21 protein-coding genes and 1 riboswitch are annotated in these 21,042 nt (G+C 68.4%); of the genes, 14 read left to right on the forward strand and 7 right to left on the reverse strand.

Annotation, left to right across the window (positions count from 1 at the left end; all coding sequences use genetic code 11):
* Positions 1–6 precede the first annotated feature (6 nt).
* The 5 genes from MWU75_RS00630 (at position 7) to MWU75_RS00650 (ending at position 8,271) form a co-directional block, all read left to right on the forward strand.
* Positions 7–1,302, forward strand: a complete 1,296-nt coding sequence (locus MWU75_RS00630) for a lactate racemase domain-containing protein (RefSeq protein ID WP_247087431.1) — start codon at positions 7–9, stop codon at positions 1,300–1,302.
* Between the two features lie 70 nt (positions 1,303–1,372).
* Positions 1,373–1,598, forward strand: a riboswitch (cobalamin riboswitch).
* 176 nt (positions 1,599–1,774) lie between these two features.
* Positions 1,775–4,279 (forward strand): ribonucleoside-diphosphate reductase subunit alpha, encoded by a 2,505-nt coding sequence (locus MWU75_RS00635; protein WP_247087433.1) that lies wholly within the window; start codon positions 1,775–1,777, stop codon positions 4,277–4,279.
* Between the two features lie 67 nt (positions 4,280–4,346).
* The gene (locus MWU75_RS00640; RefSeq protein ID WP_247088108.1) at positions 4,347–5,348 is read left to right on the forward strand and encodes a ribonucleotide-diphosphate reductase subunit beta; all 1,002 of its coding nucleotides are present in this window, start codon (positions 4,347–4,349) and stop codon (positions 5,346–5,348) included.
* A gap of 80 nt (positions 5,349–5,428) precedes the next feature.
* Positions 5,429–7,360, forward strand: coding sequence for a chorismate-binding protein (locus tag MWU75_RS00645; RefSeq protein WP_247087435.1), 1,932 nt, complete (start codon positions 5,429–5,431; stop codon positions 7,358–7,360).
* Positions 7,361–7,413: 53 nt separating this feature from the next.
* Positions 7,414–8,271, forward strand: coding sequence for a CoA transferase (locus MWU75_RS00650; protein WP_247087437.1), 858 nt, complete (start codon positions 7,414–7,416; stop codon positions 8,269–8,271).
* Between the two features lie 7 nt (positions 8,272–8,278).
* Here the strand turns inward: MWU75_RS00650 and MWU75_RS20135 are convergent, their stop codons facing one another.
* Entirely contained in the window at positions 8,279–9,205 is a 927-nt protein-coding gene (locus MWU75_RS20135; protein WP_247087438.1) for a LuxR C-terminal-related transcriptional regulator, read from the reverse strand.
* 324 nt (positions 9,206–9,529) lie between these two features.
* Here MWU75_RS20135 and MWU75_RS20140 point away from each other — a divergent pair, with 324 nt between their 5' ends.
* Positions 9,530–11,656: a cell wall-binding repeat-containing protein gene (locus MWU75_RS20140; protein WP_247087440.1), complete on the forward strand. Its 2,127-nt coding sequence runs from the start codon at positions 9,530–9,532 to the stop codon at positions 11,654–11,656.
* A 258-nt stretch (positions 11,657–11,914) separates the two neighbouring features.
* Here the strand turns inward: MWU75_RS20140 and MWU75_RS00665 are convergent, their stop codons facing one another.
* Positions 11,915–12,256, reverse strand: coding sequence for a metalloregulator ArsR/SmtB family transcription factor (locus MWU75_RS00665; protein WP_247087442.1), 342 nt, complete (start codon positions 12,254–12,256; stop codon positions 11,915–11,917).
* Positions 12,257–12,342: 86 nt separating this feature from the next.
* Here MWU75_RS00665 and arsM point away from each other — a divergent pair, with 86 nt between their 5' ends.
* The 4 genes from arsM to MWU75_RS00685 all read left to right on the forward strand — a co-directional run bounded on the left by arsM (position 12,343) and on the right by MWU75_RS00685 (position 15,435).
* Positions 12,343–13,227 carry an arsenite methyltransferase gene (gene arsM / locus MWU75_RS00670; protein ID WP_247087444.1) on the forward strand — a complete coding sequence of 295 codons (885 nt, stop codon included), beginning with the start codon at positions 12,343–12,345 and terminating at the stop codon, positions 13,225–13,227.
* Positions 13,224–13,649 (forward strand): arsenate reductase ArsC, encoded by a 426-nt coding sequence (locus MWU75_RS00675; protein ID WP_247087446.1) that lies wholly within the window; start codon positions 13,224–13,226, stop codon positions 13,647–13,649. The genes arsM and MWU75_RS00675 overlap by 4 nt, the downstream gene beginning before the upstream one ends.
* Positions 13,650–13,726: 77 nt before the next feature.
* Complete coding sequence (locus tag MWU75_RS00680; protein ID WP_247087448.1) at positions 13,727–15,283, forward strand: sodium-dependent transporter; 1,557 nt, start codon at positions 13,727–13,729, stop codon at positions 15,281–15,283.
* Positions 15,280–15,435: a MetS family NSS transporter small subunit gene (locus MWU75_RS00685; protein ID WP_247087450.1), complete on the forward strand. Its 156-nt coding sequence runs from the start codon at positions 15,280–15,282 to the stop codon at positions 15,433–15,435. Before MWU75_RS00680 ends, MWU75_RS00685 begins: the two co-directional genes overlap by 4 nt.
* Positions 15,436–15,850: 415 nt before the next feature.
* On the opposite strand, the gene MWU75_RS00690 is transcribed toward MWU75_RS00685, so the two are convergent.
* The 3 genes from MWU75_RS00690 to MWU75_RS00700 are packed head-to-tail and all read right to left on the reverse strand — an operon-like array spanning position 15,851 to position 16,836.
* Positions 15,851–16,123, reverse strand: coding sequence for a Uma2 family endonuclease (locus tag MWU75_RS00690; RefSeq protein WP_348647726.1), 273 nt, complete (start codon positions 16,121–16,123; stop codon positions 15,851–15,853).
* 6 nt (positions 16,124–16,129) lie between these two features.
* Positions 16,130–16,399, reverse strand: a complete 270-nt coding sequence (locus MWU75_RS00695; protein ID WP_247087454.1) for a hypothetical protein — start codon at positions 16,397–16,399, stop codon at positions 16,130–16,132.
* Positions 16,381–16,836: a hypothetical protein gene (locus MWU75_RS00700; RefSeq protein ID WP_247087456.1), complete on the reverse strand. Its 456-nt coding sequence runs from the start codon at positions 16,834–16,836 to the stop codon at positions 16,381–16,383. The genes MWU75_RS00695 and MWU75_RS00700 overlap by 19 nt, the downstream gene beginning before the upstream one ends.
* A 183-nt stretch (positions 16,837–17,019) precedes the next feature.
* Between MWU75_RS00700 and MWU75_RS00705 the strand changes: the two genes are divergently transcribed.
* Together MWU75_RS00705 and MWU75_RS00710 are read left to right on the forward strand one after the other, a co-directional pair.
* Positions 17,020–17,232, forward strand: a complete 213-nt coding sequence (locus MWU75_RS00705; protein WP_247087458.1) for a type II toxin-antitoxin system VapB family antitoxin — start codon at positions 17,020–17,022, stop codon at positions 17,230–17,232.
* The gene (locus MWU75_RS00710; RefSeq protein ID WP_247087460.1) at positions 17,229–17,642 is read left to right on the forward strand and encodes a PIN domain nuclease; all 414 of its coding nucleotides are present in this window, start codon (positions 17,229–17,231) and stop codon (positions 17,640–17,642) included. Before MWU75_RS00705 ends, MWU75_RS00710 begins: the two co-directional genes overlap by 4 nt.
* Before the next feature lie 7 nt (positions 17,643–17,649).
* On the opposite strand, the gene MWU75_RS00715 is transcribed toward MWU75_RS00710, so the two are convergent.
* Entirely contained in the window at positions 17,650–17,907 is a 258-nt protein-coding gene (locus tag MWU75_RS00715) for a hypothetical protein (RefSeq protein WP_247087462.1), read from the reverse strand.
* Between the two features lie 154 nt (positions 17,908–18,061).
* Between MWU75_RS00715 and MWU75_RS00720 the strand changes: the two genes are divergently transcribed.
* Together MWU75_RS00720 and MWU75_RS00725 are read left to right on the forward strand one after the other, a co-directional pair.
* Positions 18,062–18,880, forward strand: a complete 819-nt coding sequence (locus MWU75_RS00720; protein WP_247087464.1) for an MFS transporter — start codon at positions 18,062–18,064, stop codon at positions 18,878–18,880.
* 31 nt (positions 18,881–18,911) lie between these two features.
* Positions 18,912–20,402: an MFS transporter gene (locus tag MWU75_RS00725; protein WP_247087467.1), complete on the forward strand. Its 1,491-nt coding sequence runs from the start codon at positions 18,912–18,914 to the stop codon at positions 20,400–20,402.
* Here MWU75_RS00725 and MWU75_RS00730 read toward each other — a convergent pair.
* Positions 20,368–21,033 carry an HAD family phosphatase gene (locus tag MWU75_RS00730; protein ID WP_247087469.1) on the reverse strand — a complete coding sequence of 222 codons (666 nt, stop codon included), beginning with the start codon at positions 21,031–21,033 and terminating at the stop codon, positions 20,368–20,370. The two genes, MWU75_RS00725 and MWU75_RS00730, sit on opposite strands and share 35 nt — an antisense overlap.
* Positions 21,034–21,042 lie beyond the last annotated feature (9 nt).

The following is a 21,042-nucleotide window of genomic DNA, read 5'->3' on the forward strand; positions in this document are numbered from 1 at the left end:
GGCGACATGACCTGGTTCAGCCACGAGGCCAAGCCCATCGACCGCGCGACGATCGAGGAGCTGATCGAGCGGACCCTCACCGAGGCCAAGGACCGGCTCGGCATCACGACATACTCCCGTGTCCTGCTCCTCCCACCGGACATCACCCGCGCACACGCGGGGGTCGGCTGGATGACCGAGCACTTCTACCACCTGCTCACCGCGCAGGGTGCCGACGTCCACCTCATCCCCACGCTCGGCCAGCACGTGCCGCACACCCCCGAGGACAACCGGTGGATGTTCGGGTCCGTGCCGGAGGAGAAGATCCACGTGCACGACTGGAAGGACGGGGTGACCAACGTCGGCACGGTGCCCGCCGAGTTCGTCAGGGAGCAGACCGGTGGTGCGGTCGACTGGGAGATGCCGATCGACCTCAACACCATGACGGTGACGCAGGACTGGGACCTGATCATCAACATCGGGCACGTGGTGCCCCACGAGGTGCTCGGCTTCGCCAACCACAACAAGAACTACTTCATCGGGCTGGGCGGCAAACGCCTGCTCGGCTCCTCCCACATGGCCTCGGCGGTCTACGGCATCGAGAACAACCTGGGCAACCTCATCACGCCGGTGCGGCACTGCTTCAACTATGCCGAGGAGCACTTCCTCGGCGATCTCAAGGACGTCTACTTCCAGGTGGTCATGGACTACGACGATCAGGGTCACCTGGTGCACACGGGGGTCTATGTCGGGGACGACCTGGACACCTACCTGGACGCCGCGCGGGCGTCCAAGGAGCAGAACATCACCGCCTTCGACGAGCCGATCGACAAGATCGTCGCGGTCATGCAGGCCGATGAGTTCCGGGCCACCTGGGTGGCCAACAAGGCCGTCTACCGCACCCGCATGGCCATCGCCGACGGCGGCGAGCTGGTGGTCATCGCGCCCGGTGTGGAGCGGTTCGGCGAGCAGCCCGAGGTGGACGACCTGATCCGCAAGTACGGCTACCTCAGCCAGGCTGAGGTCCTCGACCTCTACCAGACAGAGGCCGACATGCAGGACATCCCGCACGGCACCGCCCACCTGGTGCACGGCTCGTCCGAGGGCCGCTTCACGATCACCTATGCGCCTGGCGGGCTGTCGCGGGAGGACATCGAGTCCGTCGGCTACACCTACCTGGCGCTGGACGAGGCCGTGGAGCGCTACCACCCCGACGTCATGAAGGACGGCTGGAACCAGCTGCCCGACGGTGAGCGCGTCTTCTACATCTCCACCCCGTCGGCCGGCCTGTGGGCGACCAAGGAGAAGCTCGGCGACCGCTGACGGACCTGTCGCCGCACCCGGTCGCGGAAACACTAGATGTTGGGGGTTACATCGGTGTAGTTTCGTGTATATAGTGATCGGAGCAGCTGGTTCGGCCGCTCTCGTCCGCGAGAGGCCGTCGCAAGAGGGAACCCGGTGTGAGTCCGGGACTGCCCCGCAGCGGTAAACGGGAACGACCTTCGCCATGACGCACTGGACCAACCCAGGTCCGGGAAGCGGCGAACACTAGGAAGCCCGGGACGCGTGTCCTGGACCGCCCGTGAGTCCGAAGACCTGCCAGTGCACTGCCGTCCAGACGACGGCGGTGGTCCGCGACCGCGTGGGACGGTGGCAGGACCGGCCCGACCTCCCCAACCGGGGTGGGCGTACCGATCCTCCCCAAGAATGCGGGGAGAGCGTACAAAATCTCCCCAAGAATGGGTCTCCCGCGACCGTGGACTTGCTCCGCTTCGAGTTCACGAGGGGTGAACCGATGAGCATCACGGTCATCAAGCGCGACGGCACGCGCACGCCATACGACGGGTACGAGGTCGCCCGGTCCATCGAGGCCGCCGCCCGCGGTCTGGACGACGCGATCACCACCACCACCCAGCTGCAGTCCGAGCTGGAGATCACGCTCTTCGATGGCATCACCAGCGAGGAGCTGGACCAGGCCGTCATCCAGGTGGCGCTACAGAACGTCAAGGACGACCCGTCCTACGACAGGATCGCCTCCCGGCTGCTGGTCAAGTCGCTCTACAAACAGGTCTTCGGCGAGACCCACGACCTGTTCGGGGACAACGACCCCGGCACGATCGCCACGCTGCACCGCAACCACTTCCCGAGCGTCATCGAGACGGGGGTCCGCTCTGGTCAGCTGGACACCCGACTGACCGAGTTGTTCGACCTGGAGCAGCTCGCTGCTGCCCTGGATCCCGCGCGGGACGACCTGCTCCGGTTTATCGGTGTGCAGACGATGCGGGTGCGCTACCTGCTGGACAGCGCCGACGGGGCGCCACTGGAGGTGCCACAGTTCTTCTGGATGCGGGTCGCGATGGGGCTGGCGCTGAACGAGCAGGACCCCACGGGTGCGGCGATCGCGTTCTACGACAAGATGTCGCGCCTGGAGTACCTTGCGGCCGGCTCCACGCTGGTCAACGCGGGCACGTCCTACGCCCAGCTGTCCAACTGCTTCGTGATGCAGATGGAGGACGACATCGAGCACATCGCCAAGAGCGTGCGCGATGTGATGTGGCTGACCAAGGGTACTGGTGGCATCGGGATGTCGGTCTCCAAGCTCCGCTGCGAGGGCAGCCCGATCCGCTCCAACAACACCACCTCCACCGGCCCGATCCCGTTCATGCACACCATCGACTCGACGCTGCGGGCTGTCAGTCGTGGCGGCAAGAAGTTCGGCGCCCTCTGCTTCTACATGGAGAACTGGCACCTGGACTTCCCGCAGTTCCTGGACCTGCGAGCCAACTCCGGTGATCCCTACCGCCGGACCCGCACCGCCAACACGGCGGTCTGGATCTCCGACGAGTTCATGAAGCGCGTGGAGCGCGACGACGACTGGTTCCTCTTCGACCCGTTGGAGACCCCCGACCTGGTCGAGCTCACCGGGGCAGCCTTCTCCCGGCGGTATGCCGAGTATGTTGCTCGGGCGCTTGACGGCAGGATCAGGCACCGGCGGTTGCGCGCCCGGGAGCAGTTCAAGGCGATCCTGATCTCCCTGCAGGCGAGCTCCCATCCGTGGCTGACCTGGAAGGACACCATCAACACCCGGGCGCTGAACCACAACACCGGCACCATCCACCTGTCCAACCTGTGCACCGAGATCTGCCTGCCGCAGGACCGCGACAACACTGCCGTCTGCAACCTGGCCTCGATCAACCTCTCCCGGCACGTCACCGGGCGCCATGCGCAGGCTCGGGTCGACTGGGACCGGCTCGCCGAGTCCACCCGCCTGGCCGTGCGCCAGCTGGACAACCTGATCGACATCACGATCAGCTCGGTGCCGGAGTCCGAGCGGTCCAACGAGCTGAACCGCGCCCTCGGCCTGGGGGTGATGGGCTTCACCGACATCGTCGAGCGCTTCGGCTGGTCCTATGAGTCCGAGCAGGCCTACGACCTGATGGACCAGGTCATGGAGTTTGTCAGCTGGCACGCCATCGACGCCTCGGCCGACCTGGCCCGCGAGCGCGGTGCCTACCCGAACTTCGAGGGCAGTCGCTGGAGCCAGGGCCTGGTGCCGATCGACTCCCTGGACCTGCTCGAGGCCGACCGCGGCACCCCGGTCGAGGTGGACCGCACGACCCGGCTGGACTGGGACACCCTGCGGGCCAAGGTGGCCGGCGGCATCCGCAACTCCACCCTGATGGCCATCGCGCCGACCGCCTCGATCGGACTGGTGGCGGGCACCACGCCGGGCCTGGACCCGCAGTTCAGCCAGATCTTCAGCCGCTCGACCAGCAGCGGCAAGTTCCTGGAGGTCAACCGCAACCTGGTCCAGGACCTGCAGGACGCCGGCCTGTGGGAGCAGGTCCGCGAGGAGCTGCTCCGCCACCAGGGCGACCTGTCCAAGGTCGAGGGCGTGCCCGCCGAGCTGCAGGAGGTTTACCGCACCTCCTTCCAGCTCTCGCCCTATGCCTTCCTGAAGGTCGCGGCGCGCGCACAGAAGTGGATCGACCAGGCCATCAGCCGCAACATCTACCTGGCCAGCCGCGACGTCGGCGAGATGATGGACCTGTATGCCGCGGCCTGGCGGATGGGAGTGAAGACCACCTACTACCTGCACATGATGCCGCGCCACCAGGCCGAGCAGTCCACCGTGCGGGTCAACAAGGCCGAGACGTCCCCCGGTGCCGGCGGCGGACCGCGGCGCGGCTTCGGTGCACGGCGCGCCGCAGCGTCTGCGGCACCTGCGCTCACCGTGGTCGACGGGCAGGAGTGCCCGATCGACCCCCAGGAGCGACTGCAGTGCGACTCCTGCCAGTGACCGGCACGCTCACCGCACCCGCCCACAGCACCTGCCCCACGGCATACCGGAAGGACCTGACATGACCATGGACACCACCCCCACGACCGGCGCCCGCATCCTGGGCACCGGCATCCAGGAGGGCCTGCTCCTCAAGCCCGTTCACTACCCCTGGGCCATGGAGCTCTACGAGCAGGCCGTGGCCAACACCTGGTTCCCCAACGAGGTGCAGCTCGGCGAGGACCTGGGCGACTTCCAGAAGATGACGCAGGAGGAGCGGCACGCGCTGACCTTCCTGATGAGCTACTTCAACCCCAACGAGCTGCTGGTCAACAAGGCCCTCGCCTTCGGGGTCTACCCCTATGTCAACGCCGCCGAGTGCCACCTCTACCTGGCCAAGCAGATGTGGGAGGAGGCCAATCACTGCATGGCCTTCGAGTACGTCCTGGAGACCTTCCCGGTCGACCGCGAGCAGGCCTACGAGTCCCACGTGACGGTCCCGTCGATGGCCGCCAAGGAGGAGTTCGAGGTCCGCTACATCACGCGGATGACCGAGCGGGCCCTCGACATCAGCACCATCGAGGGCAAGCAGGACTTCGTGCGCAACCTGGTGGCCTACAACGTCATCCTGGAGGGCATCTGGTTCTACTCCGGCTTCATGGTGGCGCTGAGCTTCCGGCAGCGGAACCTGCTGCGCAACTTCGGCTCGCTGATCGACTGGATCGTGCGCGACGAGAGCCTGCACCTGAAGTTCGGCATCAACCTCATCCTCACCGTGCTCGAGGAGAACCCCGAGATCGCCACCGACGAGTTCGCCGAGGAGATCCAGCAGATGATCCTCGACGGGGTGGCGATGGAGGAGGCCTACAACCGGGACCTGCTGCCGAACGGGATCCTCGGGCTCAACGCCGACTACATCAACCAGTACGTGAAGTACCTCGCCGACCGCCGGCTGGAGGAGCTCGGCTTCGAGCCGCACTACCGGGTGGCCAACCCGGCCAAGTGGATGGCGACGGCCAATGACACCCTCGAGCTGGTCAACTTCTTCGAGTCCACCAACACCTCCTACGAGGTCAATGCCCGGGCATGATGCGATCCGACATTCGGTTCGAGGTGTCCGGCCCCAGACCGGTCTCACGCTGGAGCCGGTGCTGATGACAGGATCAGCCCATGTCTTCCGCGCACCCGTTGCTCGACCGCGTCCTCGCCGACCCCGCCGGGTTGCCCTGGGCGCTGTTGTGGCGCGAGGAGGGACCCGACATCGAGCTGCTCGTCGGCGACGTCCGGGACGTGGGGCTGCTCGCCGACATCCCCCCGGCGACACCCGACCGGCCGGTCCTGGCGATGGTCCCGTTCCGGCAGATCACCGAGCGCGGTTTCGACGCCCACGACGACGGTGCCCCCTTGCGCCTCCTGGTCGCCACCGAGACCGAGCGGATCCCCGCGGAGGTCGCGATCGGCATACTGCCGGCTGAGCCGGTGGAGGTGACCGGCGAGCACTTCAGCGTCTCCGACGAGGAGTATGCCGGGATCGTCACCCGGGTGATCGAGGACGAGATCGGCAACGGCGAGGGCGCCAACTTCGTGATCCGCCGGGACGTGGTGGCGCACACCGACGTCCCGGCGGCGGTCGCGGCGCTGACCTGGTTCCGCACGCTGCTGGTCGACGAGCGCGGGACGTACTGGACCTTTGCCGTGCACACGCCGGGCCACACCCTGGTCGGGGCGACCCCGGAGCGTCACGTGAGCGTGCGCGACGGTCGCGTGCGGATGAACCCGATCTCCGGCACCTTCCGGCACCCTGCCGACGGGACGACGCTGGAGGAGTCCTTCCGCCGGTTCATCGCCGACACCAAGGAGACCGAGGAGCTCTTCATGGTGGTCGACGAGGAGATGAAGATGATGGCCCAGATCTGCACCGACGGCGGGCGGATCACCGGGCCCTACCTGAAGCAGATGGCGCACCTGACGCACACGGAGTACCTCCTGGACGGGCGCGCCGAGGCAGACCCCCGGGACGTGCTGCGCGCGACCATGTTCGCTCCCACCGTGACCGGGTCCCCGATGGAGAACGCCTGCACGGTCATCCGGCGCCACGAGCCCGGGGGGCGCCGCTACTACTCGGGTGTGCTGGCGCTCCTGGAGCGGGAGGGTGACGGCCGCAGTATGCCGAGGCGCCCGGGCGTCGTCGACCCCGAGGTCGCCGCTGGTCCGGAGTCGTTGGACGCCCCCATCCTGATCCGGGCCGCCCACCTGGCCGACGACGGCACCGTCACCGTGAGTGCAGGCGCGACCCTGGTGCGCCACTCCGACCCGGTCTCGGAGGTGGCCGAGACGACGGCGAAGGCCAGCGGTATGCTCGCGGCCCTCGGCCTGCGGCCGAGGCGGGAGGTGCGAGAGACCCCGGTGCTCGCCGAGCTGCCCGGCGTGGCTGAGGTGCTGGAGGCCCGCAACGAGTCGCTGGCCGCGTTCTGGCTGTCGCCGCAGGAGCCCCGCCCCGACCCGGAGCTGGTGGGCCACGAGGTGCTCGTGGTCGATGCCGAGGACATGTGGACGCAGATGCTGGCACACCAGCTGCGGCACCTGGGGCTGAGTGCCCGGGTGGTGCGGTGGGACCGGGTCGCACCTGCCGACCTCACCACGCCAGACCTGGTGCTCTTCGGACCGGGACCCGGCGACCCCGCCGACCCTGACGACCCACGCATGGAGCGGCTGCGTGAGCTGATCGGCGCGCGGATGGCGGACGGTCGCCCGCTGCTGGCGGTGTGCCTCAGCCACCAGGTCCTCGCGCGCATGGCGGGGCTGGAGATCGCCAAGCTGCCTGCGCCCAACCAGGGCGTGCAGATCGAGGTCGACCTGTGGGGGACGCCGGCGCGGATCGGTTTCTACAACACCTTCGTGGCGCACCCGGGCCGAGCGGCGCTCGACCGGGCGGGAGAGCCGGTCGTGCTCGAGGTCGCGACCGACCGGCGGCACGGAGTGGTCGCCCTCCGCGGTCCCGGGGTCGCCACGATCCAGGGCCACGCCGAGTCGGTGCTGTCCCGTGACGGGCTGGTCAGTCTGCACGCGATGATCCGCCATGCACTGGGGCTCGACCGGTGACCGCGCCACAGGAGCAACCGGCGGTGAGCACATCGGCCGAAGGGCGTCAGTCAGTGGGTGAAGCGCAGGAGTTCCAGCCGGCAGCCGGTCGACTGGCGGGGGTGCACGTCGTCAGCCTCGCCGGCACCCTGCCGGGCCCGGTGGCCGCCAGGCGGTTGACCGCCGAGGGTGCCCAGGTGGTCAGGGTCGAGGGGCCGGGTGGCGACATCCTGCGGCTCGTGGCCCCGGCGCTCGTCGACGACCTGGTGCACGACCAGCAGGTGGTGCGGCTGGATCTGAAGGACCCCGTCGACCGTGCGTCCCTCGACGAGCTGCTGGACGGCGCGGACCTGCTGCTGACCTCCTCCCGCCCGGCGGCTCTGGCCCGGCTCGGCCTGACGCCCGAGGGAGTCGCGCAGCGCTGGCCCCGGCTGGGGTGGGTGGCGATCGTGGGGGCCACGGGGGACCGGGCCGACGAGGCGGGGCACGACCTGACCTATCAGGCGGAGGCCGGACTGCTGGGGTCGGGCACCGAGCTGCCGCGGGTGCTGCTGGCCGACCTCTCCTGCGCCGAGCGCGTGGTCACCGAGGCGGTGCTGGCCCTTCGGCAGGCCGAGCTGCACGGTGTCGGCGGCCACTTCGAGGTCGGGCTGGTCGAGGCCGCCCGTGCGCTGGGCGAGCCGCTGCGGCACGGGCTGACTGCGCCCGGAGGCATTCTCGGTGGCGGCAACCCGGTCTACGCCGTCTACCCGGCGCGGACCGGCCGGGTCGCCGTGGCTGCACTCGAGCACCACTTCCAGGTCCGGCTGCTGGAGCAGCTCGGGGTCGAGGGGACCCACGAGGCGCTCGCCGCGGTCTTCCTCGAGCGGGATGCTCAGGAATGGGAGGACTGGGCGGTCACGCACGACCTCCCCGTCGTGGCTGTGCGCTGACTCGTCGTCAGAACCAGCCGCGTCGGGCCGCCGTGATGCCGGCCTGGAGCCGGTTGGTGCAGCCCATCCGCTCCAGCAGCGCGGTGACCTTGCGGCTCACGGTGCGAGGACTCACGCCGAGCTGTCGGGCGATCGCGCCATCCTTGATGCCAGTCGCCAGCAGGCGCAGCAGCTCCCGCTCGTCTGCGGTGAGCGCCTCAGCCTGGCCGCCTGGCGCCAGGGCGGGGACCGAGACGTCCCACAGGGCACGGAACAACTCGTCGAGGGCGTCGGTCAGGACGCTGGAGTGGACCCGGATGGCCGAGCGCACCTGCGCGCCACCCAGCGGGATGATCGCCTCCGCCCCGTCGACGAGGAGCATCTTGAACGGCAGCTGGTCGCGCACCTTGAACTCCTCGCCGAGCGCGGCCATCGCCTCCAGGTTGTCCATGTGGCTGGGCCGTGACAGGACCGTGGACTCGTAGAGCACCTGGGTCTGGATGCCCCGGGTGAGGGTGGACGCCTCGGAGGCCTCCACCTCGTTCGAACTGCCGAAGGGGGGCTTCTCAAAGACCTTGATGCTGCGCGTGGCGGTGCCGATGAGCTGGTTGAGCTCCCGGACCGTGGCATCCCGGTCGGGGATCCGCTCGACGAGGGCGGTGTGGTCGGACTCGCCGCTGCCCTGGCGGTAGTGTTTGGCCAGCTCCGGCAGCGCGCGGAGCATCGTGCTCAGGGCATCACGCTGGTCACTGACCAGCGACAGCAGCGCGGTCGTGGGTGGACGGATGGCCACCGAGCCGTCGTCCACCTCGACCAGGTGCAGCCCCTGCAGCTCGGTCAACGCCGCAGCGAACTCGGCCGCATCCAGACCGGTGAGCTCGCGCGCCACCTCAGGAGGTGTCGGCGTCGAGAGGTGCACCAGCACGGCATACACCTCATGGGCAGACTGGTCCACGACGTCACCGTAGCTGTCTAGTTGACGCCAATGCCACCAACTGGCCAGCTCTGGGCTGGTGCCGGGGAGCCTGCGCGCTCTACCGTGCCGAGGAGTCCCCCGATCTGAGGGGCATCCCCATGACTGGAAGGCAAGACCTTGTTTGCTCGCAACGGTGCGCGCGGAGGCGCAGCATTACTCGCCGGAGCGTTGGTGCTCACGCCCATCGCGGCCAGCGCCTGGCCCGGCAACCCTGATGAAGCGGTCGTGGTGTCGGCTACGGATCAATCCGAGGCTACGACGCACGTGTCCCCAACGGCCGATGGTGGCAACTGGATCGCCTGGGTGGCTCACAGCGGTACAGGCGAGAGCAGAGTCTTCCTGCAGCGCCAGGGCCCGGATGGGGAGGTGCAGTTCGAGGCGCCCATCGAGGTGGACATGCGCGCTGAGGCCTCCAGTCAGAACTTCGACCTGAAGACCACGCCGGACGGGGACGCGCTCCTGGCCTTCCGGCGCGTCGCCGAACTGAACGGCCAGGCAGAGGTCGGGGTCGCGCGTTACCGCTTCGACGGCACTGAGGTGTGGTCGACCCGGACCATCTCGCAGGCCTCCGGGTTCGTCGGTGCCCCCAGGGTGGCGCCGGGGCCTGACGGCGGTGCCGTGGTCACCTGGATGGAGGAGTCCGAGGTGTTCACCCAGCGTTTGGACGGCTTCGGTCAGCCCGTCTGGCCAGAGCCGATGCCGCTGGCGGCCCCCGAGCCGGTCTATGCCACCGACATCATCTCCGACGACGACGGCTACACCGTGGTCTACACCCAGCTGATCCGCCTCGCCCACGGCTACACGCAGCGCTACACCTGGGACGGCGAGCCGCAGTGGGGTGAGTCCGAGCTGGTTGAGCTGTACAAGCCGGACTTCGGCGTGGTCTCCACGGGGTTCCGGCCCAAGCTGACACCGGACGGTGAGGGCGGTGCCGGCTACGTCTGGCAGGCCACCATCGGCACCCAGTTCAACGTGCTCGCCCAGCACATCACGGCCGATGGCGAGAAGCAGTTCGCGGAGGACGGGCTCAGCCCGGTGGCCGCGGTGCAGACCGACCAGGGTGATCCGGTGGGCTACTTTGACCAAGAGGCCGGCGACCTGGTGGTGGGGTGGACCGAGCGGGTGAATGGCGCCGTCCCCGACTACCGGGTCCACGGCCAACGGATCGCTCCCGACGGGTCACTGCTGTGGGGCGACCAGGGTGTGGTGCTCCGTCCTGAGTCCGACGAGCAGCCCGCAATGGCTGGGGTGCTGCCGGTGTCGACAGGCACCATGTTCGCCTGGACGAGCACCATCTACGGCAGCGTGCGCGACCATATGGACGGAGCGATCGTCGACCCCAGCGGTGAGCTGACCGGGTTCGCCGTGGCCACCGACGACTCGGTGTCCCGGACCTATCTGACGTCGACCGTCACCAATGACGGTGACGCAGTGATCGCCTGGGCTGAGGACGAGTTGGACGGCCAGACTGACATCATGGCCAACCACGTCAACCCCGACGGCACCCTGACCGACTACATCACCGAGACACACCCGTGGGTCAACAGGGTCACCGGTGTCGACCGTTACGGCACTGCGGCGCAGCTGGCCTCGGAGTACTTCCAGCCCGGCGGCACCGTCTATGTTGCGTCCGGTTCCGTCTTCCCTGACGCGCTGGCGGCCGGGGCCCTGGCGGGTCAGCAGCAGGCCCCGGTGCTGCTCACCGCCGCCGAGCGCCTCCCGCTGGACACCCGCGAGGCGCTGGAGGCGCTGGCGCCCAGCGAGATCGTGCTCCTGGGTGGGTCGGTGGCAGTGTCCGACGAGGTCGCGGCCGAGCTGGCCGCCTACGGCGAGGTCACCCGCATCGCCGGTCCGGACCGCTGGGGCACCTCTGCGCTGATCGCTGAGGAGTTCGGCACCGCCGAGACGGTGTTTGTCGCCGTCGGCACGGAGTATGCCGATGCGCTGGCCGCTGTGCCCGCTGCAGGCACCGCGGATGCGCCGGTGATCCTGACCCATGGCGACCACCTCTCGCAGGCGGCGGCCGGAGCTATCGAGCGCCTCGGCGCCACCCAGTTTGTCGTGGTCGGCGGCGAGGGCGCGGTCAGCTCCGCGGTCGAGACGGAACTCGAGCAGCTCGGCACGGTCACCCGGGTGTCTGGCCTGGACCGCTACGCCACCGCGGAGCAACTGGCCCGGACCTACTTCGAGGGGCCGGTCGCCAACGCACTGGTCACCTCCGGGCAGAACTACCCGGACGCACTGGCTGCCGGCCCGGTCGGTGTCATCGGACAGCGCCCGGTGCTGCTGACCCGCGCCGACGGAGTGCCCGTTGTCGTGCGTGACGTCGTGCGCGACCTGCAGATCCGCAGCCTGACCATCAGCGGCGGCGAAAATGCGGTGTCCACAGGTGTCGAGCAGTCCCTGGCCGACATCGTGCTGACGCCATAATCCGAGCAGACCCCAGCTATCAGGCGTGACCTGGCCCGGCCAGGTCACGCCTGATGGTCATGCCAGAGGCGAGCCGTGGGCAGCGCAGCACGTCGTCGGGGCGCACCTGGGGGACGTGACACTGGTGCGTCGTGTGCCCCGGAGTTCGAGCTGGTGCGTCGTGTGCCCCGGAGTTCGAGCTGGTGCGTCGTGTGCCCCGGAGTAGACACTGGCGCGTCGCGCACACCCATGTCACGTCCCCCCGGTGCGGGCCCTGATCTAGTGAACGGCCAGGAGTGCGGAGAGGGTGCCGAGGGCTTCGGGCTGGATCCAGTAGTAGACGTAGGTGCCTCGGCGTTCGCTGTCCACGAGACCCGCGTCCCGCAGCGTCTTGAGGTGGTGCGAGATGGTGCCCGAGGAGAGGTCGAAGGCCGGGGTGATCTCACACACGCAGAGCTCTGGCTGCGCGGCGATCATCGCCGCCATCCGCAGCCGGACCGGGTCACCGAGCGCCTTGAACATCCGGGCGAGCCGCTCGGCGTCCTCGGCCGTGACCGGCGAGGTGGCCAGACCGCAACAGGTCGCGCCGGCGGCGCGGGCAGAGGGGACGACAGCCGTCATGACGTCTATCTTGACAGATATCGAATCAATGCGCCACAGTAGGTCCTACCAACTTGATTCGATGTTTGTCGAGATAAGGATGTCAGATGAGCGATCTGAGGCACAGCGACGACCAGGTGCGACAGGTGGTCCGGGAAAGGTATGCCACCGCGGCACGCTGGTCCCAGACGGCTGGAGGCTCGGGATGCTGCGGAGGGTCGTCCTGCTGCGGCATCGACGGCGGTGCGAGGGGGCACGACCCGGTGACCACCGGCAACTACGACGCCGCAGACACCCCGTTCACCGAGGCGCTGGCTGCCTCGCTGGGGTGCGGCAACCCGACCGCTCTGGCCGACCTGCGACCGGGTGAGGACGTGCTCGATCTTGGGTCCGGCGGCGGACTGGACGTGCTGCTCTCGGCACGTCGCGTCGGGCCGGCAGGCACGGCATACGGGCTGGATATGACCCCGGAGATGCTTGACCTGGCAGAGCGCAACCGGGCAGAGGCTGGTGTGGAGAACGCCCGGTTCCTGCGCGGCACGATCGAGGACCTCCCGCTGCCCGATGAGTCGGTCGACGTGGTCATCTCCAACTGCGTGATCAACCTCAGCCCGGACAAGGATGCCGTGATCCGGGAGTCTTTTCGGGTGCTCCGGCCCGGTGGCCGGTTCGCGGTGTCCGACATCGTGCTGCTGCGCGACATCCCGGAGGCGCTCCAGGAGGTCACGGCGTTGTGGACCGGGTGCATCTCCGGCTCCCTGCGTGACGACGACTTCGTCGCCAAGCTCGGGGCGGCCGGGTTCGAGGACGCCGCGGTCGAGGTGACCCGACAGTACGCACGGGCCGACCTGGAAGGTCTCGCCGAGGAGTTGACCGACGAGCAGCTCCCGCAGGGGATGACCCGGGCTGACGCCGTGGACGCCTTGGAGGGCGCGTTCGCCAGCGCGTTTGTCCGGGCGAGGAAGCCAGCGGGAGCGGGCGTGCGAGCATGAGCGACGCCAGCGCCAGCCCCTCCGTGCTGTTCGTCTGTGTCCACAACGCCGGCCGCTCACAGATGGCTGCCGCGCTGACCAAGCACCTGTCAGGCGGACGGGTTGAGGTGCGGTCCGCCGGGTCAGCCCCCGCCGACACCATCAACCCCGCCGTCACCCAGGTCATGCTTGAGGAGGGGATCGACCTCACCGGCGAACGACCCAAGATCCTCACCACCGATGCCGTCCAGACCTCGGACGTCGTCATCACCATGGGCTGCGGGGACGCCTGCCCGATCTTCCCCGGCAAGCGCTATGAGGACTGGCCCCTGGACGACCCCGCCGGCCGGGGACCGGATGCCGTCCGACCCATCCGTGACGAGATCCGGACCCGGGTCGAGCGTCTCCTCGCCGATCTGGGCATCACCCCGACCGACTCCTGAGGCTGTGCGTGCTGGTGGGACACATGTGACTACTGAGTATCTAGACGCCGCAACGGAATGGGTGGACACTGGCCCGTATGGCTAAGGCAACCAAGCGTGAGAACTGGTCTGGACAGACCGGGTTCCTGCTGGCCGCGATCGGTTCGGCGGTCGGTCTGGGCAACATCTGGCGGTTCCCCGGAGTGGCCTACGAGAACGGTGGTGGCGCCTTCCTGATCCCCTACCTCGTGGCACTGCTCACCGCGGGCATCCCGATCCTCTTCCTGGACTACGCGCTGGGCCACCGATACCAGGGGTCGGCGCCGACGGTGTTCCGCCGGTTGTTCAAGGGCGGCGAGACACTCGGCTGGTTCCAGGTCGCGATCTCGTTCGTGATCATGTGCTACTACGGTGTGATCCTGGCCTGGGCGGCGAGTTTCACGATTTTCTCGGTGAACGAGGCCTGGGGCGATGACCCGACCGCCTTCTTCCTCGGCGACTACCTGCAGCTGGCGGACGAGCCGGGCCTGAGCCTCGACGTCGTCGGTGGCCTGCTCCTGCCGCTCTTGATCGTGTGGCTCGCCGTGCTCTTCGTGATGGTGCTCGGTGTGCAGAACGGCGTGGAGAAGGCCAACAAGTTCTTCCTGCCGCTGCTGGTGGTCCTCTTCGCGATCCTGGTCGTCCGGGCGCTCTTCCTGGACGGAGCCATGGACGGGCTGAACGCCCTGTTCACCCCCGACTTCGGGCAGTTGACCAACACAGACGTCTGGCTGGCGGCCTACAGCCAGATCTTCTTCTCGTTGTCGATCGCCTTCGGCATCATGATCACCTACTCCAGCTACCTCAAGCGCAAGTCCGACCTCACCTCAACCGGTTTGGTCGCCGGCTTCGCCAACTCCTCGTTCGAGATCCTGGCCGGCATCGGCGTCTTCGCGACGCTGGGCTTCATGGCGGTCTCCAGCGGCGTGGGCGTTAACGAGCTGGAGGGCATCACCGGCCCGATCCTGAGTTTCGTGACCTTCCCACAGATCATCTCGATGATGCCAGGCGGCCCGATCTTCGGAGTGCTGTTCTTCGGGTCCCTCGTGCTGGCCGGCTTTACCTCCATGGTCTCAATCGCCCAGGTCGTGGTCGCTGCAGTTCAGGAGAAGTTCCCGATCGGGCGGGCCGCAGCCTCCGCGCTGGTCGTGGCCGTGTGCGGCACCATCTCGATCCTTTTGTTCGCCACGACGACCGGGCTCTACACCCTCGACACCGTCGACAAGTACATCAACGAGATCGGCATCATCACCTCGGCCATCCTGATGACCCTGATCGTCGCGTGGGGTGTGCGCAAGCTGCCCGCGCTGCGGGCTCACCTGAACCGGGTCTCCGCCTTCCAGGTGGGTGTGTGGTGGCACTGGCTCATCGCCGTCGTGGTGCCTGTGATGCTTCTCATCATGCTGGGCTCCACCGGCTACTCGTTGCTGATCGACGGTTACGAGGGCTACCCGACGTGGTACCTCAACCTGATGGGCTGGGGCGCGGTCGGCTTCGCGATCCTGTTCGCCATCGTGTTCACCGTGATGCCTGGGCGCCAGGACCGTGCGGCCGAGGACGAGGCGTTCGACCCGGACGATCTCACCGACGAGGATGAACTGGAGGAGGTCCGATGACCGGCACCGCTATCGCCTTCCTGCTGCTGGCGATCATCGTGCTCTGGGGCGGGCTGGCCCTGGCGGTGATGTACTACGTGCGCTCCGGGGCGGCCGGCGGCCAGCCGCGCCGGGACCGGGAAGGCCACGTCACCTGGCCGCGCGACACCTGAGCGCGGGCACAACTCACGGCAGGGCCGGAGCCTTCAGCGGACTGAGGGCAGACTTCAGGCCGGTGAAGCCGTCGACGTTGTGCGTCACCAACGGCAGACATCGAGGATGTCTGGGTGCGCTGGCGTCGGCGCACCTGCTGCGCGCGTGATGACTCAGTATGGCGAGGCGCAGGCAGGTGCATGCGTGGCGGTCCACGGGGGGCGGCGGATCGGCCTCGCCGTGAGTCAGGCACGCGTGAGCTCTCCTGGCGTGATCTGCAGAGGCCAGGGACGGTCGAGCTCGGCCGTCGACATCTCGACTGCGGGGCTCACCAGCTCATAGTCGTCAGAGCCGAGCGCCCAGGCGCGCAGGGATGGCTCAGCCGGGTCGATCACCCAGTAGTTCGGGCACCCAGCCTCCTCCTAGCGCGCTCGTTTAAGGGCTCAGGTCGATGTGGCGGGTGCTGCGGGAGAGCACCTCGACGGCAAGCACCGGAGGCCCTTCGATGCGCGCCCGTCCGATGCTGATTGCCTCGGCAACGAGGATGTCCGGTTGGACGACGGTGTCCACGGCCAGTCGGATGTCGAGTGGAGCCACGAACACCTCGTGGTCGGCTGGCGCACTGTCGCTCAGCAGCCGCCAGAGTCGGGTGACGATCCGCTGGTGCACGGGCACGGACGAGGGTGTCACGATCAGCGCGCCGTCGATGAGCTCTTAGCGGTGACCGTCCTCCACATCACGGATCGCCTGGAAGTCCTCGAGGGTCAGTGATCGGCTCGCCGGCAGTGTGGGCATGAGTGCCGTGGTGCCCTCCCTGTCCCATGATTTCCCGTATGCCGAGTAGCCGGCAGGTGCCTCGGTCGCTGTCCACAGGGGTGGGGCGATGAGCGGCGGGCCATCCCAGTTGGGGACGTGCATGACGTCCAGGACGTCCGCTGTCTGCCTCCGGTCGTGCCCGCCCACGATCAGTCTCGCCTCGACCACGGGCCGCAGTCACTGGTCTCGAAGAAGCGGTCACTCTCCTTGATCGTGGCGATCGTCTGCCCGGCGCCGAAGTGGTTGGTGATGATGGAGTCGAACCCGTCACTGCCACTGAGCCGTGCCCAGTAGCAGCCGTCACCGGCGTCCGCGACGTAGGTACCAGGCTGGATGTCGACCCCCACCTCGTAGATCCCGTCGCCAGAGAAGGCGATCTCGGGCTCGGGTGGACCGACCGTGACCGTCTCGGTCACGGCCTCGGCCTCGACCGTCACCGTCTCGGCCTCGAGGGTTTCGGTCACGGTGTGGGTCTCGGTGGCCGGCGTGGCGGTGACGGTCATGGTGGCCTGGGCGGGAGTGGGTGCCGCCGCGGTCGTTGTGACGGTGACGGTCTCGGTGGCCACAGACGTGGTCGGCGGCGCGCCGTCACCGGAGCCAACCATGCCCAGGCCGATGCAGCCGATGGCGGTCAGACCATAGCCAACGATGTGCTTCCAGATGGAGGCGATGCGCCGAGGTTGGCCGTGGGGTCGGAGGGCTCTGAGCGAGGTCCCCTGCGTGATCCGTGACCGTGGTCACCCCGGCACAGGGAGCTGGACCGACGTTACGACGTGTAGAGTACGTGTATGGCACGGACGCGCACCAACATTGAGATCGAGAACGACTACGTCGAGAGGATCATGGAGCGCTTCGGGGTGCGGACGAAGACCGAGGCGGTCGATCTGGCGCTCCGTCATCTGGCGGGTGACCCCATGTCCCGTGAGGAAGCTCTGGCGATGCGCGGCGCCCATGCGATCGAGGCACTGCCCGCCGACCGCCCGGCCCCGGGCGTCGCGTGATCCTGGTCGACAGTTCGGCCTGGGTGGAGTTCGACCGGGCGACGGGCAGTGCCGTCGATCGCACGTTGACGGACCTCATCACCTCAGACGGGCCTATCGCAGTGACCGAACCGATCGTCATGGAGGTCTGTGCCGGGGCTCGCACCGAGTCCCGAGAGAAGGACCTGAGGCGCCTGCTCGCCCGCTTCCACCTTGAGCGCTTCGACGCGGCAGCGGACTTCAACGCTGCCGTGACGATCTATCGCGCCTGCCGTAGGGTCGGCGTCACACCTCGTGGTCTCATCGACAGCCTCATTGCTGCTGTCGCCCTCCGCGGCGGTCATCAGCTCCTTGCTCGGGATCGTGATCTGACGAACGTCGCACGGGTGATGGACCTGCCTCTTCACCCTGCCGTGCCGGCACAGCGGTGATCCGTCGTCAGCTGCTCAGCCAGGCTCCGAGCGCCCCTGAGCGCAACGAGCGCGCGGAGTCCGCGTCCGCGTCCTGCATCCCGCCAAGAACTACCGACTGCAGACCGGGCTCGATGGGGCCCGCCGCAGGTTCCACCTCGAGCGTGATGTCGGCCAGGGTCAGCGTCGCGCCCGCAGGGGTGAGGCAGACGTTCGTGGCGCCGAGTGCGCGGTACACACGAAGAGTGGCGTCAATGTCGGGGCTGCCGACGACCACTGTTGACACCTTCTCCACCCCAGGGAGTGGTTGGTGAACTGCAGATAGAGGATCGGCAGGTCGAAGCGGTTGACCGTTGGCAGCGGGCAGTTACACCACCGGCTCGCCGTGGCCTCGCTCGCGGGGGGGTTGATGGCTCGACCGTGGCACCCTCGTGGGTGCGGTGGGCATCTCCCTCATCCTGATCACCGCGGGCGGAGCGGTGACCGGCCTCGCCACCTCCCTGCCTCTGCTGGTGCTCGGCCTGTGCACCAGCGGGGTCGGCAGCAGCACCATCCAGATGTCCGTCGGCCGGATCCTGGCGCAGCGGGTCACCAGCGACCACGGAGTCTCCTTCGGGTGGTTCCAGAGCGCCAAACCGGGCGCGGTGGCGCTGGCCGGCGGGTTCGGTCTGCTCGCCGCCCTCGGCATGGACCGGCGGTGGAGCTTTCTGCTCGTCGTGTGCTGCACCGCCGCACTCGGGCTGGTGCTGGCACTCTGGTGCGCCCGTGCGGAAACGCCGCCAGGGTCGGGGACACGGCCGCCCTCCCACCGCGGCGGGGTGTTCCTTCTCGCAGTGCTCATGCTCGTCGGATTCGCCCGGCCCAACATCTCCACGACGTTCATCCCCGACACGGTGCTCGCTGGTGGCGGGAGGGCGAGCTGGGGAAGTGTTCTCCTGGTGATGGGTGGGACGGTGGCGGCCGCTAGTCGGGTGTATGCCGGGCGCCTCACCGACCGGACGGGCTGGGACGAGGCCGTCCTGGTCGGCCCCGGGTTCATCGTCGCCGGGTTGGGCAGTGCGCTGATCTCCACGTTGAGCCACAGTGGGCTCTTGGTCGGCTGCCTCCTCGTGTTTACCTTCGGCGGGTCCGCGGCGCCACCCCTGTTCGGTGTCGCCGCCGTCCGGTGGGGCTACGACACGGCCTGGTTGGCCTGGGGATGCCTCCTCGTCGTGGCTGGTGGCCTGTGCGAGTGGCTGGGTCGCCGACAATACCGATGAGGAATGTCGGTGCCGGGAGTCAGACTGAAGCATGAGCACTCTCCCACCCGTGGGCCGGACCTTCGCCCACCTGCTGGCGAACACCGCGGTCGCCGGGCTGACGACGAGCTTCCTTTGGTTCGCGCTGACCTTCTGGGCCTACCTGGAGACCAGATCCGTCCTGGCGACGGGCGTCATCGGTGGTGCCTACATGCTGTTCGTCTCCGTGAGCAGCATCATGTTCGGCTCCGTGGTTGACCACCACCGCAAGATCGTCGTGATGCGGGTCTCGACCGTGACGACGCTCGCGCTGTTCATCGTCGCCGGCCTGTTCTACACCCAGGTGCCCGGCGCGGACCTCACCGACCTCAGCCAGCCGTGGTTCTGGATCTTCGCGGTGCTCATCCTGGTCGGCTCGATCGTGGAGCACATGCGCAACATCGCGCTGTCCACCTGCGTGACCATCCTGGTGCCCGAGGACCAGCGCGACCGGGCCAACGGCCTCGTCGGCACCGCACAGGGCATCACCTTCCTGGCCACCAGCGTGCTGTCGGGCCTGTCCATCGGCTTCCTCGGCATGGGCTGGACCCTCGTGCTGGCAACCGTGCTGGTGGGCGCCGGCCTCGTGCACCTGCTCCTCGTGCGGATGCCGCAGGAGCCTGTGCCCACTGCTGCCGGCAGCGACGACCACGGCCGGGTCGACCTGCGCGGCTCGATCGCGGTGATCGCCGCGTCCGCCGGGCTCTTCGCCCTCATCTTCTTCTCGACGTTCAACAACTTCGTGGGCGGCGTCTACATGGCCCTGATGGATCCCTACGGCCTGGAGATGTTCCAGGTCGAGGTATGGGGTCTGGTGCTGGGCGCCTGCTCTGTCGGGTTCATCGTCGGTGGCGGGCTCGTCGCCAAGTTCGGCCTCGGCCCCCGACCGGTGCGGACCATGCTGCTCGGGGTGGTCGCCATGGGCGCACTCGGCTCGCTCTTCACCATTCGGGAGCTGGCCTGGCTCTATGTCGTCGGGATCTTCCTCTACATGTGCCTCATCCCGCTGATAGAGGCCGCCGAGCAGACCATCATCCAGCGGGTCGTCCCCCTCGAGCGGCAAGGCCGGGTCTTTGGCTTCGCGATGGCGGTGGAGACCGCCGCGGCTCCGCTCACCGCCTTCCTCATCGCCCCCATCGCCTCGGAGTGGATCATCCCCTTCGCCGCGTCCGAGCCGGGACAGCTGGCCATCGAGCCGCTCGTCGGGTCGGGCACACCGGTGTCACGTGGCATCGCGCTGGTCTTCCTCGGAGCGGGGCTGATCATGGTCGTGGTGGCAGTCCTGGCGCTCTTCTCGCCCGCCTACCGTGCGCTGTCCGCGACCTACGCCAAGGCCGTTCCTCCACCCGCAGCGACCGGCGGGGCCGCATCGATCAGCGCCGGGATGGTCTCAACAAGCCCCGGGGAGGTCGTCGGCTCGGCCTCGGCAGCGGCCGCGCTGACGTTGCCAGGCCAGGACGAGCGCGGAGTCACCGAGCCAGACCCGCCACCGCCGCGACCGTGACCTCATCGAGGCTCTCGACCGTCAGGACGGCGAGGGCCAGGGCGTCCGGTGTCGGCGGGAAGGCCTCCTGGGGCACGGCGATCACCCGCAGCCCGGCCGCTGAGGCTGACCGCAGCCCGTTGCTGGAGTCCTCGATGGCGACCGCGGTCGTCGGGTCCACGCCGAGCAGCTCGCAGGCACGCACGTAGCCATCTGGCGCCGGCTTGCCGGCGGCGACCTCCTCGGTGGACACCGAGACGGTGATCAGGTCGGCGACACCCAGCGTCGCCAGCGAGGTGTCGATGAGGCGGCGGGCGGAGGAGGAAGCGACCCCGAGCGGCCACCGCGCGGCCAGCCGCTGGACCGCCTCGACTGCCCCGGGCAGGGTCGGCAGGTGCTGCTGGAGCCGGGCGGCCATCGCGGTGAGGGTGCGCTCGGCTGCGTCGCCGCGGATGCCTACCGCGGAGGTGAGGTAGTGCGCCCACTCGGGTGTCGACATGCCCATCATCGCCTCGGTCGCCCCGTCGGGCCAGGGTACGCCGTCCTCGTCGGCCAGCCCGCGCCGCACCTCGTCCCAGATGGTCTCGGTGTCGGTCAGCACGCCGTCCAGGTCGAAGACGACGGCGGCGATCGGGTGGGTGTCGCTCTTCATGCCACCATC

The sequence above is a fragment of the Ornithinimicrobium sp. F0845 genome, from assembly GCF_023015765.1.
Taxonomy (GTDB): domain Bacteria; phylum Actinomycetota; class Actinomycetes; order Actinomycetales; family Dermatophilaceae; genus Ornithinicoccus.